Here is an 18,426-nt window from a genome sequence, read left to right on the forward strand (position 1 = left end):
GAATTTAAATTCGTTTATTTATCAAGCAGTTGAACTATAAATTATTCACTACCTCTTGCATCTTCTCCAAAAACACTTCAGTTCTAAACAATTGCGCCCTTTCCTCACAAGCAGCACGCATATTCAAAGCCTTATCTTTAGACATAACAGACACAGCCTCAATAACTGCATCTACACTAACATCTTCAATTAAAACCCCAGTCTCACCATCCACAACCGTTTCCAACAAACCACCCTCAGCCACACCAATCACTGGTTTACCCGCTGCCATAGACTCAACTGGTGACATTCCAAAATCTTCATCTATCGGTATATAGATTGTTGCTATAGCTTTACCAATCAATTGTTGCCACTGTTCATCTTCACACCAACCAGTAAAACTAATATTTGAATAATCAGTTGCTAAATTCTGTAAACGTTCTAAATCACCACCACCTGAAGCAACAATTAATTTTTTATCCGGCATTTTCATAAATGCACGCACTATATATTCAATACGTTTATAAGATTCAACTCTAGCCGTAGATAAATAATAGTCACCCTGTTCAATCCATTGATATTTATCCACTTCAATAGACGGATAAATAACTACAGCATCACGATTCAAATATTTTTTAATACGCCGCTTAACATTGTTAGAATTAGCTATAATAATATCCATTTTCTCAATAGCGCGTTCATAACGCAACTTAACATAGTTAATCAGCAATTGTAGCAGCGGCTTTTTCCACCATGTTGCCCTAGAAAGATAATAATCTTTTAAATCATAAGCAAAGCGAGGAATTGTATGACAATATAGGATATTTTTGCCATTGGGATGATTATGAACCGCAACCGGAGCATTAGAACCACTAAAAATTACCCAATCATACACTGCTAAAAGTTTAGTTTGATGTCGAAACACAAACAATGTCTTTAGCGTCTGCCAACCAATAATTTGAGTAGGAGAAGTTAATTCACAAAAAGAAATCTTTTTCAGCGTTTCTGAGCTAAAGATTTCAGAATTTATAAATCCTACACATAAACTACTGTTAGGAAAATTATTAACTAAAGTCAGTGATAACTGCTCAGCTCCGCCTTTAACTAACAAAAAGTCATATAATAAAATACCTTTTTTCATAAATAAACACTCATTCGCAATAATAACCCAAAAAACAACAAACCCTCAGAAACAATAGTAGCCCATGCTGCTCCCATTGCCCCATAAATTGGTATCCACCAAATATTCAAAACTATATTCATCAGCGCGATGATTATTACCAAATAGGCATAAAACCATTCCTGATTTGCCGCAATAGCCGCTTGAGTCAAAATATAATTAGGTAAGATAAAAAACAAACTTAACAACAAACAATTTAATAAACCACTGGCTTGCACATATTCATCACCAAATAAAAAAGGCACTAATTTATCACTTAAACTATATCCAACTACAAAAATAATAGCCGCTAAACCCAACATCATTACACATAACCAAAACAACAGCGTCAGAAAAGCCTTCTTATTATCAGACTTTAACCTTAAATAACGAAAAGCAATCATTGCCACTGGTGTCATTATCAAAATAACACCTTCCAACAAACGATAAGCCGCTGCATAATTTCCAACAACCGACGAATCATCACCTAATTGCTCCAGCAAAATCATATCGCTTCTAAAATAAATCGCGGTAGCGGCATCAATAGTTAAAAAAGCCAAACTACCCTTAACCAGATTAAAGCGAAATAGCGGCTTCTGAATTACCGAACGCGCTATTGGTAACATCAACAGCATCAACATACCAATCAACCAAGCCCAAAAAATTGCTTCAACAGTAGGTGATATAAATAAAACCACCAATATTATTGCGATTGCGGTAAAACTTCTTTGCTGAACTTGCCACCACGCCTCTTGTTCAAACCGATTTTCACCCTTCAATTGTGACGAAATAAAACCGGCAATAGCAACTAAAGCAAAACAAAACAAAGCTGCTAATAGAGAAAATCTCTGCTCAAAAAGCAACAATAAAAACGCAATGACAGTTGTTACTATGACATGCGCTTGAGCAATAGGTAATAAAAATTGTTTATCAACTTTAAAGGATGTGGTTGACTGAGTGAATTCACGAAAAATCAGCGTGCGATAACCACCATCCTGAATTATCAGATAAAGGGAGGCGATACTGAGGATATAATTATATTGACCAAATTGGCTTGCACCCAAAGTTCTTGCCAAAAAGAAGACTAAGAACATGGAAACAGTGCCAACAAAAAGGGTGGCAAGCCATTGGGAGATTAGGGAGTTGGTTAGTTTCAACTTTTGTCTTATTTAGCTATTCTAACATCATAAAAGTATGACACTGTTTGCATATTATAATTTGAAAATGACATGCAAATTTGCGTAAAAGGTTTTTTTTGCCTTTGTGGAGTTAAATCAAATGTAATTGAGTTCCATCCTGGCGTTACCATGAATGATTTCAGTAATTTCGGTTTAAATAATATATCAATATTGTATTGAATTTTTGAATATAAATTAACTGTTATTCTTTTATTATCTTTTTTATCTGTTGGTAAAATTAAACCTACATGACATTTGGGTTGTTTTTTTCTATTTGTAATTGCTATTGTTGGTAACACCATTTTGTTATCTATTATTTCTGGAGTTGTACTTAATCCTTGATGGAATAATCTATTATCAATAGAAGCAAACTTATATCCATACTCTCTTTTTCTTATAAATTCTTCAATGTTTTTTTCATTTAATTCATATAAAGAAATATTTCTATTTCTACCTATTGTAGATTTGCCATTAATATCTATTAGTGGTTTTATATTAAAAATAGGCGTTTTTCCTTCATTAATTAATGCATAATTTTGCATTGTTGCTGGAGATTTCATGATTTCTAGCCAATCACGCGCACCATCAAGATATAAGTATTTTACTGGTAAAGCATAATCTTTTATTAAAGTGTAAATATAAAGAGGGTTTTCTGGTACAGGAAGTGTTTTTCCTTGTATTCCCATCCAGAAAAGACTAGGAAAACCATTTAACATTAATATTATATCTTCTTCTTTAGTATTTTTAGCTAGATATTCTAAGGCACTATTATCAGGTGTTGGAAGAAACCTGTCATTGAATTTTTCCCAGTCTGGAATGCCTCTAATAGTTATTGATATTGCTAAGATTAGAAGAAAAAATTTAAATTTTTTATATTTATTAAATAACCAAGTTGACAGTAAAAACAAATACATAATAAAAAAAGCTATAAATAATATCATGTATTCGATAAATAGATTCAAGTTTTGTAAAGCAGGATAGGCGAAGCGTCGAGCATAATAAATTAATAATCCCAAGCAAATAAATAACAATAAAAATAGGAAAAATCTATTTTCAACTTTAATTAGGCTGGCTTCTCTTAAATTATTTCTACAATAATACAGTGCAGCACTTGCGTACATGCTACAAATAGGTATCAAAAAGGTAAAATACTCAACCATCGCTCCACTGATACCAACTATACCTAAAGAAAATGTTGAAAAAATAAAAATGATAAATAACATATTGGCTGGTAGCCAGAATACATTTTTCTTATTAACTTTTATTAAAAGTAGTAATAATATTAGATATATATTCCAATTTAATAGAAAATAAAAGAAATTACCTTTTATAAAACCTAATTGTTTTGATAGCAAAATATCAAAGTTATGAATAATCATACTTTGGAAGGAAAAATCTTCAGGTATATTAAGTCTCCACCATGGATTCATATTCTGAATTAATGGCGTATCCTGTAAAACTTGAATCATGCCATTTACACTAAAAAAAGGAATACTCCATGTTTGATAACTTTGATAACCGTATGGTATTAATACCAATATAAAGAATATAAGAATAATTGAAATATAATTAAAATATTGCTTTAGTGATCTATTATCTTGGTAAAAATACCAATAAAAAATTAAAATTGAGGCTACTAAAGAAAATATTCCTAGATAACTTCGTGCTAAAAAAAGAATTCCGGTTGATAAACCAACAAATATTGCTTTTAACGCATTTGGTTTATTTATGAATTCATAACTAAACCAAATCGTTAAGACTAAAAAAAGTGTATCATCTGCTGATTTAATGAAAGCTTGTTGTAAATATTCTGGTGAAAAGGTTATGAGTAATATCGTTAAAAATGAAATTTCATATTTTCTAAATACTCTATAACTAAACCAAAAAATTACTAATTGTGTTAATAAAAAAATTATTAGCCCATATAAGGCGGTACCATATAGGTGATTGTGTGAATTGAAGAAAGAATAAATGACAGAGGTGAGATAAATACCTAGAGGGAAACGATCAGCATTTTGCCATTGTGGTTCATGCAAAAGTCCTTTTTTTGCATAAAAATCTAATGAACTTAATGGTAAAAAGTTTGTTGTATATCCTTTACCATCAGCAATATTTTTTCCAACAACAGCACTTCTCGCTTGATCACCAGACAGAAAGACACTGTCTAGTATAGGAAGGAAATTATTGACATATATAAAGACTAGTAAAATATAGAATGAAATTAGTATAACTATTATAGTTTTTTTAAAAAACTCGGTTAAGTTCATGAATGATTGCCCCCTACAAATAGTACAACTGATTAACGGAATAAACGGATTATTAATCTTGACCATAAACAAATCCGTTTATTCCGTTAATCCGTTGTACTACTTACATCTATCAGAATAATTATTCATGTAAATTGGATAGAATAAAAACTTTAGTTTTTCTTGAGATATTTCTGGGTTTCTAAATTCAATACTATTAATTTTTATATCCGCGCCAAAAACTGGTGTAAATTTCTTAAAATCAAGACTAATTTTTTTACCTTTTAAATGAAAAATAGGAAATTGCCATTCATTCTTATAATATGGAAGTGATACTGGTAAAGAATGTAAAGCACCTTCAACAAAAACAAAAAATCTAGGCGTTTTGCCTAATATTGGCACAAATGAATATTTGTTTGTTACCTTATAATTTATCTTTGCAACAGTTAATTCTAATTGACACGAATTATCTTCATCATTTTCCTTCATAGATTGATACCATTTATCAACTGGTTTTTTCCATTGATGATTTTCTCTTTCCCAAATTAAAGCATAATCTTCTGAGAATTTTGGTCGATAGTTTAATAAAACTCTTTCAAAAAATTTCCATGTTGTATTTAACAGCCAGCCATGAAATTCTGCATAATCAAAATTATTTGCGGTTGTTTGCACATATAAAGGCTTAAATTTATCGAAAGCTTTTAGATAATTGTTTCTTTCTTCTTCTCCTAAAGCATGAATAATATAATCGCGCTTGTGTGGATGAAGATTATTATAATAAATGTCAAGTAAACCAGAATAAGTTGACCACATAAAAGTTGATTGGGAATTATGATTCAATTCCACAGGTTTTAATCTATCTAATGTAGAAAAAACTTCATGTTTTTGAAATTTATATATTTCACCCTTTCCTATCTTGGCATTATTACTATCTATCACTAAAAGTGAATTTTTATTCTCTACAAATGCAACATCATTCGGATAAAAAATTTTCTTTATACTTGATTTTTTTGTATAATCATAATTTTCACATACAGGAAGATATTTTTCTTCTTGTTTTAATTTTAAGATAATATCTAGTTTGTTCTTTTTTTCTTTATCATCTTCATCAAGTTGTTTTGGACATTGGTTTGATATTATTATCTCATTACTTACAGTAATCCCAGAATTATCTTTTAAAATCACTTTCCTAATAGAACTATCATTAGTATAGATATAATCATCTACTTTAACTTTTTTTAAAGCAGAGGAATTTAGTAAAATTTTTTGTGCCATACTAATTCCGTTATACCAAGCACTATTGTATAAGGTTCTATCTACTTCTAATATTGTTTCTTTTACTTCACTAGTATCTGATATTGGTATATAAGTTACTTTTGATCCACGTCCATCTTGATAAGGATTCAGCCCTTTTCCCTCTAAATACACAACATTTGAAGAATCAATATATTTGATTCTTCTTTTTCCTGAATATTCAAAGTCTAAATATCCACCAATTCGCATATGCCTACCAAAATAAGGTGTTGTCATTATCCTTGCTGTATCATCATTAACCCACACACCATTTTGCCAATAATTATAATTTGATGTATGTCCAATATTTATTTTAGAAAAAAAGCTTAATTGGCTGACAGCATTATTCGACTTTATTTTGATTTTAGAAGATATATTAAAATTAGGATCAATTAAACCTTCAACTATTAGTTGATTATTAGATATATTAAGAACTTTGCTCTTTAAAATGTATCCGGTTTTGTTATCTTCCAAGTAAGCAATACCGCCTATGAAATCTTCATATTTATCAGTAGTCAACGCGGTAATCTTAATTTTGGTATGATTTTGAATACCATTTCGGTAATATTGATCTGAATACGGATTAATGTGTATAGATTCTATTTGACTTACATCATTAGCACCATTGTAGTGAAGATATTGATAAAGCATATTTTTATTAAATATAGAATTTAAATCACTCTCATTAGAGCTTACACCTATATTTAGCATTGTTTTATTCAATAATGTGCCATGACTAAAACTTAATCCAAATCGAGCTTCTCGTTTAGTAGCTAAATAAACTCCACTGAATTTTTCATTAGCAAATCTATGTCTATTTTGTTCTAAAATTTTAGATTTATTCTCTAAAGTATTTAGACATAATATAGCAAGCAATATACTAAAAATGAGGTATGTTGTATTACTGAATGCTAATTTATTCATAATATATTAGGTTCTTGTTGGGAGTTAGTTTTCATGAATATCATCTGTGATGATAGATATAAATAATAACAAACGACTATTGCACTTGATCGGATCATGGGTTCCATATAATGATATGCTATCATGCCAAAATTTGAAAAAGCTCCTCCTAAGCCATACACCAATAAATATAAACAAATTAATAATTCTCGTCTCAAGTTGTTATATTTTGCATATAAATACAATGTGAATAGAAATATTAAACTATAAACAAAACCTATAAATTGTGTTTCATACAGATATACATTACTCAAGGTAAAAAAATCATTTATGTTTTTTATAAAAACATGAGGATAAATTCCAAAATACCAACTTTGGTCATTTGATAAATTTTTGATTTGTATTAGAGCATCAAGATTTCCAAATAATAATAGATGAAATCCGATTAAAATTATAGAAAAAATAGCAGAAAATAATACAGTATATATAATCCTAGAAATAATATTTACGTTAAAATAATTAAATATTAGTATTAACATCGCAACGGAACCAAAAGCATATACACCTTGTTCGGTACCTAATAAAATAGCTATTAAAAGTAATACTGAAGTTACAGTAATTACTTTTACCTTATTTTCAGTACCGTAATTAATGTACAAATAACTCGCTACAATTAAAGGAAAAGCAGCCCTGATACCAAAAGTTGATAAGTCAAATATTGGAGATAAAGATGAAAACACTAGCCCATTGAAAGATATGAATATATAGCAGAGCGTAAAAAAAATAGCAGAATGTAAATCACATAATTTTTTCAGTATAAAAAATACAGGAAATACAGTCATTATAAACTGTAAAATAGCTACACTAAGTTCGGAGGCAAAAATATTTGATCCAAAGACCTTATAAAATATGTAGTGTACGTATGGTATCCCATTTCCATGAAAAAATAGAAAATCTTTCCCCGGTAAATCACCATTATCTATTCTTCTCAATGGATAGATGTTTTGAAAAGGTCCATCATAAGGAAAGCCATCAAATAGTAATGAATTTACCCAAATATAGGTTGTCACATCTTTTATCAAGTATAATAAGATGCCTATAAGGATTATCATTAAATAATTTTTTGTAACAAATTTAAAAAGCATATTTACTATCTAGCCAAAATAACAATACCAAAACTAATTATCAGTATTCCAATAATTTTATTAAAATTCAGTGTTTCACCAAAGATTAAATACCCGGTTAATAACACAAAGATAAATCCTAAAGATATAAAAGGATATGCGTAGCTTACTTCTACAAATTTAAGTACATATAACCAAATCAATAAAGCTATTATTTGAAATAATATACCTGATACCAAATAACCATTTGTTATTACATTAAATAGAAAGGTTATAATATCTGAACTGTTTTCTGGAACAGATATTGTCTCAACTCCTTTTTTAAGTAATAATTGTGATGTTGATGAGAACAAGACACTGAGAATAATTACAATATTTATCATTTATATATAGAAGTCACAAAATCAAAGGCAGTTTCTATATCTTTCAAACTTGTTTCTGTTTGTCTCATTTCTATAGCAAGCCAATCAGAATAGTTGATTTGTTTTAGAGCCTTTGAGGCTTCTGTATGTTTCACTTCACCGCTACCTATCGGAGCTAAATCTTTTTCGCTAATATGAAAGTGACTGAAGTTACCAGCAGCGGCACATATTGCTTCATATACATTTTCTCCAGCTAATGTCATACCACCAGTATCTAAATGCAAACCTAATCCTTTATGTCCAACTTTTTTAACCAAATCTATTCCTTCAGTGCTGGTATTAATATAATCACAAGCGTAGTATGATGGATTGGGTTCAATACAAAACTGTACTTGATTTTCCAAAGCAATCTGGGCAATTTCTCTGAAAAATTTAATTGCTATCTGATCTGCTTCTTGTTTAGAAAGTTTTCCCTTTAAACGATTTTTAGGTGAGCCAAATACTAATTTTTTAGTAGATAAGCTACCAGCTATCTGAATAATTTTTGATAGATATTCAAAAATTTGTCTTCGTTCTTGATCATTAGCAAAAATATTGCCTGAAGGTCCACCAAACAATAATGCTTGCATAGAGGTTAAGACTACCCCTCTGTCTTGCCATTTTTTTAAATATTTACCCGGTTGTTCACTTATTTTAGCCGGCGCAATTTCCACTCCACTGATTCCATATTTTTTCATCAACTTGACAACTTGATCATCATCTTTTGGATCCCATGCTATATTTGATATGGAAAATTTCATCAACGCGCCTCAATAGTTGTACTAACATATTCATCAAGATGACTTAGCACTTGGTTCTTATTATATAAATATCCATTTTTGCCGCCCCAAGCATTTGCATGGATACTTCTAAAATCATACTGAACTAGTGGCTTCTTATCCAATTCATTTTTAAAATCTTTAAATAAGCAATGAGCAGCAACTTCTATAACACTAACCGGTTCAGTGGCTACGTTGAGTAGCTTGATATTAGTATTTAAAACTTTATCAATATCATCAGCTATATTTTCTAAGGAATAAAATTGAAAGCTATTTCTACTTTCAATTTGTTCAATATTGTTATTATTTAAAAAGTCATAAATAATATTTTTCTTTAAACCTTGACCAAATAAGCCCGGTAGCCTGACTATTTTAGTATCAAACAAATTTTGAACAAAAAATTCAAATTCTAAGCGGTGCTTACCGTATGCTTGGCATGTTTCTATTTCTATTTTTGTTTCTTCATTAACGCCAAATGGATTTGGGTAAACATCTACTGTAGAAATTAACAATACCTGATCAGCTTGAACCTTTTCCAAGCAACGCGCTAATTTATTTATTTGTGCTTTATCTTGTTCTGGCTCTTTATTAGCTAACCATTTAGCTGCTGGTAAGGCACTAATAAATAATAAGTCATAATGTTTTCCACATATATCATCAATATTTTTTGAATTGTAGAGATCATCAAATTGCTTTTGTCTCAGTAAATTACTGCCAACAAAACCAGTAAAACCAATTAATGCTGTTTTCATAATATTAAGGATTATAACGATTTAATATTGCTTTAAATAAGGTTTTTAAAATTAGTAAATTGCCTTTAAAGGGTGAAATTTTAGTTGGTATTTTACCAGTTTTAGGATAAGTACGAGTTACAGCAACTTCCTTAATTTTTAATCCTAATTGTGCAGCACGTATAGCCAAGTAGTAATGTAATTCATAAGCATTAAAAATATTTCTAAACGGTTGCATATCAGGATGTTCTATTAATTTACGACTATAGGCTCTGAAACCATTTGTAGTATCAGTATAAGGTACACGAGCCGCTAAACTAATTAATGGTGCATGTATAAGCTTTAGAGCAAGTAACCTAGAAAGTGGAGTATTAATCGCTTTACCTCCCGGAATAAAGCGTGAACCTTGCACATGATCATAACCTTGTTTTAATGCTTCTAAAAAAAATGGAATAGAACGCATATCATCTTTGCCATTGCCATCTACAACAATAACACCCTTATATTCTTTGTCTAAGGCATAAGCTAATGCCATTCTCATTTGGGCACTTAATTTGCCAGAGTCTGTTTTTGTTAATAAAGTAGTAACTTTTTGTTCTTTTAGAAAAGGTATTGCTAAGGAATTATCGCTACTTCCGCCATCCGCTATGATCACATCAACAAGCTGAGTGTAGGATGACATAACTTTTAATTGCTTTTGAATTTTTTCACCTTCATTGATTACAAATACACAAATGCAATAATCATTTTTTTTAGGGTAAAGTTCCTGTTTTTCATAACATGGGATTTCACGTTTATCCATTAACGAACCTCTATCTTTTGAATATCTATTTCTTTTGATTCTTCTACAACATTTATACGATTACTTGATATCATTACTGAACTATTGCGTTCTTCCTTTATATAATAAGGCGGTTTATCTTGAGTTCTTTCCAATAAACGCCCCACATACTCGCTCATAGCAGCAAGGACTAAAATTACACACATAAACAGTACAGATACCTGCATAGACAAAGTTGTCCAGCCTTCAGATACATCATTTTTAAATAAAAAAATAAATACTATATAGGCTATATATAATAAATTTATTGTTGCTAATCCAAGGCTAAATATACTGATAAATCTCAGTGGATGCGGTGAATTTTCTACAATAATATGCAATGCTTCATTGAAAGATGATCTAAAACTTTGTGAATTTGAATATTTTTCCCTAGCACTTCTTTTGTATTCAAAAATTTCACTTTTAAAACCTATAATGGAGCCGCAAAAACGATAATACCTATGTGCATCACTGAGTTGAGTTAGTGCATTAACTGCATATCGACTGAGACAACGAAGAGTTGTTAAATTTTTGGGAATATTTAATTTAATAACTTTCTCAACATACCACCTAAACAATTTACTAAGCAAGCGCGATATACCTTTCCTCTTTTGATAATCTATATCTACTCCATAGAGAATATCTACCCCTTCTATTGCTCTATTAACCATATCTGGAATTAAATTGGGATGATCTGTATTGGGATTCATAATTATTGTGTAATCACCAATAACACTGTCTAATCCGGCTGATATAGCAACATCTTCTCCAAAACTACGAGACAATCTAATCAAACGTAATGCCTTATATTGTTTTAATAGATTACTCACTATCGTAACTGTATTATCCGTTGACGCATCATCTACCAGTATCACTTCATAGTCATAATAGTGATTTTGTAGAATAGGGATTAAATCCTGAATAAAGGATTCAATAAAATTTTGACAATTATCTAAGGGTAGTATAATTGAAATAAATCTATCTAATTTATTCATTTAAATATTCCTAAATAACTTTTTGTACTTGTTCTCGAATGTCAATAATGTTATCAATCTTCCCACCCATAACAGAAAAAACCCCCGGGGCTTTTTCACTTTCTTTAAATAAAATAGGGCGACTATCATCTCCTTCACTTTGAGGCAACACAGTTTTAATTTCCCATAAAGACTCAATATAATTAGAATTCATCAGCAATGGTAAATAGCGTGCTGCGTCACGTATCATAGCAGTATATAAACTATCTGATTTATGTATATATTCTTTTTCCTCACGATCTACCCAATGATAATGTGGAGTATATCTAACATGAGAAAGTGAATGAAGCTTTCGGCTTGGAAAAGGCATACAAGAAAAAAAAGGTCCATCCATTACTGTAATCCCCACTTTTTTTAATGGATCAGGCACTTCAATTAATGCCATTTCAGTGTACTCATGTTTTAGTGGAATCATTTCTAATTTGGCATCCACTATAAGTCTATTTAAGTTTGAGTAAGTGCAATTAAATATCCTATCTACTGTTATGGTTTTTTGATTTTGCCCTTCTTGTATAACAACAACATCCTTTTCTATATGAATAACAGTCGAATTTAGTCGTATATCTATATCTGTCTTTGCTAACTTTGTGGCAATTATTTCTTTTAATATAACGGCATCAAAGGCATATTCTTTAACTTTAAAAACATCATTAATAAGATGTCTATTAAATAACTTTTTTATATCATCAGGGGCTTCGCTAACTGGTGCTCCAATACGTTGACAAAATTTATAAAATTGAACAGCAGACACCTTAGATTGATGTGCAATTGCATAATATTTATCAAAACTGTTATCTACACACTCAGGAAATTCTTTAACAAAATGAGTAAAATTTTGCCTTGAACGAAGTGCGGTTAAAAAACTTCGAGGATAATGGTAGCCTTGATGGATACGTGCTTGATTTATATAAGAGGCACGCTGCATAAAATCATTTTCTGATTCGACTAGAATTACTTGATGCCCATGCTTATTAAGTTCTAAAGCAACCAGACAACCATAAAATCCACCGCCTATTACTAAGTTTTTTGACATATCATTTATTATCAATTATCATCCAACAATTGTTTAATTATGCTAACATGTTCATTAATCATCCCATTCATTACTACATTATAGATAATAACATTCACCTAAACCATTAACCAAGTGTTATGAATTAGGTTATGCTAACCCCTAACTTGCTGTAGATAATTTATGACAATGATACCGATTAAAGAACAGTTTGTAGAAGCCGAAAATGCTTGGGATTTAGAACGCCTGTACACAGATTTAGCTGAGGCAAAAGGTAGAACTCTCAGTCCAACGGAGAAATTATACTTACGTGGCTTACTATCTGGTCATAGCCCCGCTGAAATCGCTGAAAAATGTCACAAAAGTGCTGGAGGAGTTAAAGTATATTTAAGTAGTACTGTCTATCAATATGTTAAGATGCTCGCAAACAAGGAAAATGAAAAGTTAGAAAACTGGACAAATATCCGTAAATGGCTTGAGGGAATCGGCTATAAGCGATCTAGTTTATATGGAAAAAATGTGTTTAATTTAACCTGCAATCACAGTACTCAGAGTACTCAATGTCAAAAAATTGATAATTGGAATGTTAATTCTCCCTCAACCAGAGAAATAGAAAGTAAACACGAACTGGAAAAAGCTAATTTAATGATTGAACAGCGAAACAAAGAAAATGAATTGTTAAGGCAACAGGTGAGTGATTTGAGAGAAATAATTGGCTTACTTAAAAAAGCCGAAAAACCAGAATGAATAATTTAAAATAAAGAACAATATGCTGGAGATCGGATTCAAGGCAAACGACAATATCAACAAGATATTCAAAAAACCTGTAGCAGCAAAAAAGATGGTGAAGAAATTACTAGATGCTGTAGAGAAAAAAAACAAACGCTATCAAGATAATGCTACGGCTTTAATTGTTACTATTCCTAAAAAACCTAATTTTTTTAGAAGGTTATTTAACTAATATGAGCATAGCTACTCTCACAAACACCGAACAGATGACTATTCCCAAAGATGTCCTTATTTTTTTGGGTATTAAAATCGGAGATAAGCTGGATTTTATGATTGAAAAAGATCATGTAATATTACGCCCAGCAGCGACAGTGGATGTTCGCGACTTAAAAGGGATACTAAAACGTGAAACCAACAAAATTGTTTCAATTGAAGAAATGAATGCAGCTATTGTTCGTGGTGCAACAGGAGAACCGGAATGATAGGATTAGATACCAACATATTGGTACGTTATCTGGTGCAAGATGATCCTATTCAATCTGCTCAAGTGAATCAATTCATTGAACAAACACTTATTGACAGAAAAAAATTATTTATTAACCATATAGTTTTATGTGAACTGGTTTGGGTTTTGACAAGAGCTTACGATTATCCCAAACTCAAAGTGGTTGAGGTGATAGAAAAAATTCTACTTGCTCATCAGTTTGAGATTGAAGATAAAAGCAGCGTTTGGGAAGCACTGAATGATTTTAAAACAAGCCGGGCAGATTTTGCTGATTGTCTGATTGGAGTGAAAAATAGCAATGCTGGCTGTGAAAAAACTTGGAGCTTTGATAAAGCCACCTATCAACTAGATAATTTCACTTAAAATGAATTCAATTTTTCTACATGGTATATTTTAAACCCTTATCAGAACCAGCTATTAATAAAGCTACTATCATTGATAAAATCACATAAATTATAAAAAAATATAACCCTATCTGTACTTCGGCATGAGTTGAATTATCTTGGTTGGTGGTAAAGTAGGTTAATAATAATGCTACTACAAATACATCTGCCATTGACCATTTGCCCAAGGGTTTAATAATTTCTATGCTTTTCGCGGCAAGTGGTTGAATAAAAGCAATGCCCATTAGAAGGGTTTTCAAGATCGGTATCACTACACTAAATATTATTAACGGTAATGCAACGAATAAATTGTCTGATTTCCATAATGATTCAATCGTTGAAATAATACCTTTTGATTGGAACATAAAAATAACTTTTCCAAATACTGGCACTTCCTGATAAGCAACCATCATTAAAATCGGTGCAAATAATCCCACTAGCAAAGCTATTAATGAAATCATTAGCATTGTCGGCAAAAAAACATTGGTTTTATAAGTAAATCCTAAAAACGCTAGCATTATTATAAAAAAACTGATAGTTGCTATAATGCTCAGTTGCTTATAATATTGCCTTTGCTTTAGAATCGCTTCTAATTGTTGTTTTTCCTCAGAATGCCCAGTATATTTTCCAAAAGAAATACCTTCAGTTATTTGCTTCAATACAGTTACGATTTTATCTTCTGCTTTTAAGCGATCTGTAAATTTCTGAGTTTGACGCTCATAATTGCAAGCGGCTGAATAAGCAACCCAACTAGTTAATATTAAAATACAAGTAAATGTTGCATATATAATATAAAATCTGGTTGACATATCAATCAAACATCATAGGTTCAATTGGCAATCCTTGACGCGCCCAACTTACAATTCCACCACTAAGATTATAAACATTATCATAACCCTGTTGCATCATATACATACATGCTTGACCAGATCTGGCTCCAGTACGACAATAAAATACTACTTGTTCATCTTTAGGTATTTCATTTGTACGAACAGGCAAGGTATTTAATGGCATTGCTTTGCCGGTATTAATAGATGCTTGTGCCATTTCTTGTGTAGTGCGTACATCAATTAGTAACGGTGGTTTTTCTGATTTTAATAAATCGGCTAATTCAGTAGAATTAATTTCTTTTACAAACATAATATTATTCTCTTTTGATTTAGATTTGTAATAAAATTGGGGTATCTTAAACGACACACAAGACTAAAAATGAAAATATTAGTAAGTAATGACGATGGTCATCAAGCCCAAGGCATATTATGTTTGGTAGAAACATTAGAAAAATTTGCTGATATCACAGTGGTTGCACCTGATCGCAATCGTAGTGGTGCTAGTAACTCTTTAACTTTGGAATATCCAATTCGCGCACAAACAGCAGCAAATGGCTTTATTTATGTTGACGGTACACCTACTGATTGTGTCCATTTAGCACTTACGGGTTTACTTGACAATTTGCCAGATATTGTAGTTTCAGGAATTAACGCAGGGGCAAATTTAGGAGATGATGTTATATATTCTGGTACAGTAGCAGCGGCTATGGAAGGTAGAAATTTAGGATTTCCAGCATTAGCAGTGTCTATGGCATCTCACCACCCTAAACATTATGACACTGGGGCTAAAGTAGTAGCAGATTTACTAAAACGTTTAAAAGTAGATAAACTGTCTTTACCAGTAAATACGATTTTAAATATCAATGTACCAGATTGCCCTTGGGAACAATTAGCAGGAACGCAAATAACCCGTTTAGGCAACCGCCATCAATCTGAACCAGCTGTGAAAAGTCAAGATCCACGGGGTCGCCCAGTGTATTGGATCGGACCAACAGGTTCTGAACAAGATGCCGGACCGGGTACGGATTTTTATGCGGTAAATCAAGGTTTTGTATCAATAACACCTTTGCATATAGATTTAACTAGTTATGCAGCTTTGGATGCTATGAAAACATGGTTGAATGATTAATTTAATGCCGCTAAATTACCTTTATTTTCTAGCCATGCTTTACGAGCAGGAGCTTTTTTCTTAGCTAATAACATATTCATTATTTGTTCTGTTTCTTCTTTTTCATCTAAACTTAGTTGAAGTAAGCGGCGAGTTTCCACTGACATCGTAGTTTCACGTAGTTGCAATGGGTTCATTTCTCCTAAGCCTTTGAAGCGTTGTATATTGACGGTACCACGCTTTTTTTCTGTCGCTATTTTGTTTAATATTGCTTGTTTTTCTTCTTCATTGAGAGCGTAATAAATATTATTGCCAATATCTATACGATATAATGGCGGAGTTGATATATAAACATGTCCATTTTCAACCAGTTTGGGAAAGTGTTTTACAAATAAGGCACATAATAAAGTAGCAATATGGGCACCATCTGAATCAGCGTCTGCTAGTATGCAAACTTTACCATAACGTAAATTTTCTATATCTTCGCTACCGGGATCAATGCCTAATGCTACTGCAATATCATGTACTTCTTGTGACGCAAGAACTTGATTTGTATCTACTTCCCATGTATTTAAAATTTTGCCGCGTAATGGCATTACGGCTTGAAAGCTACGATCACGGGCTTGTTTACATGAACCGCCAGCACTATCGCCTTCAACTAAAAATAATTCAGTTCTTTTAAAGTCTTGAAGACTACAGTCAGCTAATTTGCCCGGTAAAGCTGGTCCATTAGTAGCTTTTTTACGTACTACCTTCTTATCTGCACGCAGACGCTTTTGAGCATGGCTAATTACTAATTCAGCAATTTTTTCTCCAATTTCAATATGTTGATTCAGCCACAAACTAAAAGCATCGCGTACTACTCCTGATACAAAACTAGCACAAGTGCGTGAAGATAAACGTTCCTTAGTTTGTCCAGAAAATTGTGGTTCTTCTAATTTAACTGATAATAAATAGCTGCAACGTTCCCAAACATCTTCAGGTGCAAGCTTAACTCCACGCGGCAATAAGTTACGATAATCACAAAATTCTCGCATTGCTTCCAATAATCCGCCGCGTAAACCATTTACATGAGTTCCACCTTGAGAAGTAGGAATTAAATTAACATAACTTTCAGTTAATAAATTGCCTTCAGGAATCCACATTAAAGCATAATCAACAGCTTCAGTAGTGGCTTTAAACCTACCAATAAAAGGATCCTCTGGAAAACTTTCTATATCACCTAAAGTATCTAACAAATAAGTACTAAGTCCATCCTTATAATACCACTCCATTTTTTCGCCGCTATTTTCATCTTCAAAACTGATTTTTAAACCAGCACAAAGTACAGCTTTAGCGCGTAAAATATGAATTAAACGTGGTAGCGAAAATTTTGGAGAATCAAAATAGTCAGAATTAGGCCAAAAGCGTAGCGTGGTACCAGTATTACGTTTACCAACTTTACCAATGACTTCTAATTCAGAAGTTTTATCACCATCAGCAAAAGTCATTTGATACAACTGAGCATTGCGTTTAATGCTAACTTCTAACTTATTAGACAGCGCATTAACTACCGAAATTCCAACACCATGTAAACCGCCAGAAAATTGATAATTTTTATTAGAAAATTTACCACCAGCATGTAAGCGCGTCAAAATAACTTCCACGCCGCTAATACCCAAAGAAGGATGCTGATCCACGGGCATTCCGCGCCCATTATCACGTACACTTAAAGAACCATCAGCATGTAATACAACATCAATACGATTTGCATGACCAGCGATAGCTTCATCAACACTATTATCTATAACCTCTTGTGCCAAATGGTTAGGTCGAGTAGTATCAGTGTACATACCCGGACGTTTGCGTACTGGATCCAGCCCAGTTAAGACTTCAATATCGGCAGCATCATAAGTTTTAGTCATAATTATTTTCCCTATTAATTAACATACAGCTTGACAAACAATCAATTTGCCTTGACAGCTGACTTCAGTAAAATATCTTCTTAATATTGGTATATAGTCTAATATTTTCCAATTACGTTGCCAACATCCTTTTTTTGATACGCCGCTCTTCTGAGTGGTTATATTTGTCATAACTTTGAGATTGTGAGATATGATTAATTTATTTGATAACATCATAATATAAATCAAATGATAATTAATGAACGAATTGCAATTCAAAAGACTTTGACTAATTGAGAACATAATTAATAATAGCAACCAACAAGAGC

General features: G+C 31.7%; 19 protein-coding genes. 5 read left to right on the top strand and 14 right to left on the bottom strand.

What is annotated here, in order from left to right; translation table 11 throughout:
- Positions 1 to 34 precede the first annotated feature (34 nt).
- From BHU68_RS07415 to BHU68_RS07465, 11 genes are all read right to left on the bottom strand, one after another.
- On the bottom strand, positions 35 to 1,120 hold the full coding sequence (locus BHU68_RS07415; protein ID WP_069471517.1) for a glycosyltransferase: 1,086 nt from the start codon (positions 1,118 to 1,120) through the stop codon (positions 35 to 37).
- Entirely contained in the window at positions 1,117 to 2,295 is a 1,179-nt protein-coding gene (locus tag BHU68_RS07420) for an oligosaccharide flippase family protein (RefSeq protein ID WP_069471516.1), read from the bottom strand. Before BHU68_RS07420 ends, BHU68_RS07415 begins: the two co-directional genes overlap by 4 nt.
- A gap of 8 nt (positions 2,296 to 2,303) precedes the next feature.
- Positions 2,304 to 4,583, bottom strand: coding sequence for an ArnT family glycosyltransferase (locus tag BHU68_RS07425; RefSeq protein WP_069471515.1), 2,280 nt, complete (start codon positions 4,581 to 4,583; stop codon positions 2,304 to 2,306).
- Between the two features lie 99 nt (positions 4,584 to 4,682).
- Entirely contained in the window at positions 4,683 to 6,779 is a 2,097-nt protein-coding gene (locus BHU68_RS07430) for a hypothetical protein (protein WP_069471514.1), read from the bottom strand.
- Positions 6,776 to 7,840 carry a hypothetical protein gene (locus BHU68_RS07435; protein ID WP_141699499.1) on the bottom strand — a complete coding sequence of 355 codons (1,065 nt, stop codon included), beginning with the start codon at positions 7,838 to 7,840 and terminating at the stop codon, positions 6,776 to 6,778. The genes BHU68_RS07430 and BHU68_RS07435 overlap by 4 nt, the downstream gene beginning before the upstream one ends.
- A 68-nt stretch (positions 7,841 to 7,908) precedes the next feature.
- On the bottom strand, positions 7,909 to 8,265 hold the full coding sequence (locus BHU68_RS07440) for an EamA family transporter (protein WP_069471512.1): 357 nt from the start codon (positions 8,263 to 8,265) through the stop codon (positions 7,909 to 7,911).
- Positions 8,262 to 9,044, bottom strand: a complete 783-nt coding sequence (locus BHU68_RS07445; protein ID WP_069471511.1) for a sugar phosphate isomerase/epimerase family protein — start codon at positions 9,042 to 9,044, stop codon at positions 8,262 to 8,264. The genes BHU68_RS07440 and BHU68_RS07445 overlap by 4 nt, the downstream gene beginning before the upstream one ends.
- Complete coding sequence (locus tag BHU68_RS07450) at positions 9,044 to 9,814, bottom strand: NAD(P)-dependent oxidoreductase (RefSeq protein WP_069471510.1); 771 nt, start codon at positions 9,812 to 9,814, stop codon at positions 9,044 to 9,046. Before BHU68_RS07450 ends, BHU68_RS07445 begins: the two co-directional genes overlap by 1 nt.
- A gap of 4 nt (positions 9,815 to 9,818) precedes the next feature.
- A complete protein-coding gene (locus tag BHU68_RS07455) occupies positions 9,819 to 10,595 on the bottom strand; it encodes a glycosyltransferase family 2 protein (RefSeq protein ID WP_069471509.1) in 777 nt (258 codons plus the stop codon).
- Positions 10,595 to 11,608 carry a glycosyltransferase gene (locus BHU68_RS07460; RefSeq protein ID WP_069471508.1) on the bottom strand — a complete coding sequence of 338 codons (1,014 nt, stop codon included), beginning with the start codon at positions 11,606 to 11,608 and terminating at the stop codon, positions 10,595 to 10,597. Before BHU68_RS07460 ends, BHU68_RS07455 begins: the two co-directional genes overlap by 1 nt.
- Before the next feature lie 10 nt (positions 11,609 to 11,618).
- Complete coding sequence (locus tag BHU68_RS07465; protein WP_069471507.1) at positions 11,619 to 12,680, bottom strand: FAD-dependent oxidoreductase; 1,062 nt, start codon at positions 12,678 to 12,680, stop codon at positions 11,619 to 11,621.
- Positions 12,681 to 12,842: 162 nt separating this feature from the next.
- On the opposite strand from BHU68_RS07465, the gene BHU68_RS07470 reads away from it, so the two are divergent.
- The 4 genes from BHU68_RS07470 to BHU68_RS07485 are packed head-to-tail and all read left to right on the top strand — an operon-like array spanning position 12,843 to position 14,256.
- Complete coding sequence (locus BHU68_RS07470) at positions 12,843 to 13,406, top strand: helix-turn-helix transcriptional regulator (protein WP_069471506.1); 564 nt, start codon at positions 12,843 to 12,845, stop codon at positions 13,404 to 13,406.
- A gap of 22 nt (positions 13,407 to 13,428) precedes the next feature.
- Complete coding sequence (locus tag BHU68_RS07475; protein ID WP_069471505.1) at positions 13,429 to 13,620, top strand: hypothetical protein; 192 nt, start codon at positions 13,429 to 13,431, stop codon at positions 13,618 to 13,620.
- A 1-nt stretch (position 13,621) separates the two neighbouring features.
- Positions 13,622 to 13,870 (top strand): AbrB/MazE/SpoVT family DNA-binding domain-containing protein, encoded by a 249-nt coding sequence (locus tag BHU68_RS07480; protein ID WP_069471504.1) that lies wholly within the window; start codon positions 13,622 to 13,624, stop codon positions 13,868 to 13,870.
- Positions 13,867 to 14,256 (top strand): PIN domain-containing protein, encoded by a 390-nt coding sequence (locus BHU68_RS07485; protein WP_069471503.1) that lies wholly within the window; start codon positions 13,867 to 13,869, stop codon positions 14,254 to 14,256. Before BHU68_RS07480 ends, BHU68_RS07485 begins: the two co-directional genes overlap by 4 nt.
- A 16-nt stretch (positions 14,257 to 14,272) precedes the next feature.
- Here BHU68_RS07485 and BHU68_RS07490 read toward each other — a convergent pair whose 3' ends face one another.
- Both BHU68_RS07490 and BHU68_RS07495 read right to left on the bottom strand, forming a co-directional pair.
- Positions 14,273 to 15,085 (bottom strand): paraquat-inducible protein A, encoded by an 813-nt coding sequence (locus BHU68_RS07490; RefSeq protein WP_069471502.1) that lies wholly within the window; start codon positions 15,083 to 15,085, stop codon positions 14,273 to 14,275.
- A gap of 1 nt (position 15,086) precedes the next feature.
- Positions 15,087 to 15,416, bottom strand: a complete 330-nt coding sequence (locus BHU68_RS07495; protein WP_069471501.1) for a rhodanese-like domain-containing protein — start codon at positions 15,414 to 15,416, stop codon at positions 15,087 to 15,089.
- Positions 15,417 to 15,485: 69 nt separating this feature from the next.
- Between BHU68_RS07495 and surE the strand changes: the two genes are divergently transcribed.
- The gene (gene surE, locus BHU68_RS07500; protein ID WP_069471500.1) at positions 15,486 to 16,235 is read left to right on the top strand and encodes a 5'/3'-nucleotidase SurE; all 750 of its coding nucleotides are present in this window, start codon (positions 15,486 to 15,488) and stop codon (positions 16,233 to 16,235) included.
- On the opposite strand, the gene parE is transcribed toward surE, so the two are convergent.
- Positions 16,232 to 18,118, bottom strand: a complete 1,887-nt coding sequence (parE, locus tag BHU68_RS07505; RefSeq protein ID WP_069471499.1) for a DNA topoisomerase IV subunit B — start codon at positions 18,116 to 18,118, stop codon at positions 16,232 to 16,234. The genes surE and parE overlap by 4 nt on opposite strands.
- Positions 18,119 to 18,426: the final 308 nt, after the last annotated feature.

The sequence above is a fragment of the Candidatus Marithrix sp. Canyon 246 genome, assembly GCF_001723685.1.
Classification (GTDB): domain Bacteria; phylum Pseudomonadota; class Gammaproteobacteria; order Beggiatoales; family Beggiatoaceae; genus Marithrix.

Bases quoted from the DNA above. Each gene is read 5' to 3' on its own strand.
- BHU68_RS07455 (WP_069471509.1), bottom strand. From the start codon at position 10,595: ATGGATAAACGTGAAATCCCATGTTATGAAAAACAGGAACTTTACCCT.
- BHU68_RS07445 (WP_069471511.1), bottom strand. From the start codon at position 9,044: ATGAAATTTTCCATATCAAATATAGCATGGGATCCAAAAGATGATGAT.
- BHU68_RS07465 (WP_069471507.1), bottom strand. From the start codon at position 12,680: ATGTCAAAAAACTTAGTAATAGGCGGTGGATTTTATGGTTGTCTGGTT.
- surE (WP_069471500.1), top strand. From the start codon at position 15,486: ATGAAAATATTAGTAAGTAATGACGATGGTCATCAAGCCCAAGGCATA.
- BHU68_RS07470 (WP_069471506.1), top strand. From the start codon at position 12,843: ATGACAATGATACCGATTAAAGAACAGTTTGTAGAAGCCGAAAATGCT.
- parE (WP_069471499.1), bottom strand. From the start codon at position 18,118: ATGACTAAAACTTATGATGCTGCCGATATTGAAGTCTTAACTGGGCTG.
- BHU68_RS07495 (WP_069471501.1), bottom strand. From the start codon at position 15,416: ATGTTTGTAAAAGAAATTAATTCTACTGAATTAGCCGATTTATTAAAA.
- BHU68_RS07480 (WP_069471504.1), top strand. From the start codon at position 13,622: ATGAGCATAGCTACTCTCACAAACACCGAACAGATGACTATTCCCAAA.
- BHU68_RS07490 (WP_069471502.1), bottom strand. From the start codon at position 15,085: ATGTCAACCAGATTTTATATTATATATGCAACATTTACTTGTATTTTA.
- BHU68_RS07425 (WP_069471515.1), bottom strand. From the start codon at position 4,583: ATGAACTTAACCGAGTTTTTTAAAAAAACTATAATAGTTATACTAATT.
- BHU68_RS07475 (WP_069471505.1), top strand. From the start codon at position 13,429: ATGCTGGAGATCGGATTCAAGGCAAACGACAATATCAACAAGATATTC.
- BHU68_RS07440 (WP_069471512.1), bottom strand. From the start codon at position 8,265: ATGATAAATATTGTAATTATTCTCAGTGTCTTGTTCTCATCAACATCA.
- BHU68_RS07485 (WP_069471503.1), top strand. From the start codon at position 13,867: ATGATAGGATTAGATACCAACATATTGGTACGTTATCTGGTGCAAGAT.
- BHU68_RS07415 (WP_069471517.1), bottom strand. From the start codon at position 1,120: ATGAAAAAAGGTATTTTATTATATGACTTTTTGTTAGTTAAAGGCGGA.
- BHU68_RS07460 (WP_069471508.1), bottom strand. From the start codon at position 11,608: ATGAATAAATTAGATAGATTTATTTCAATTATACTACCCTTAGATAAT.
- BHU68_RS07430 (WP_069471514.1), bottom strand. From the start codon at position 6,779: ATGAATAAATTAGCATTCAGTAATACAACATACCTCATTTTTAGTATA.
- BHU68_RS07450 (WP_069471510.1), bottom strand. From the start codon at position 9,814: ATGAAAACAGCATTAATTGGTTTTACTGGTTTTGTTGGCAGTAATTTA.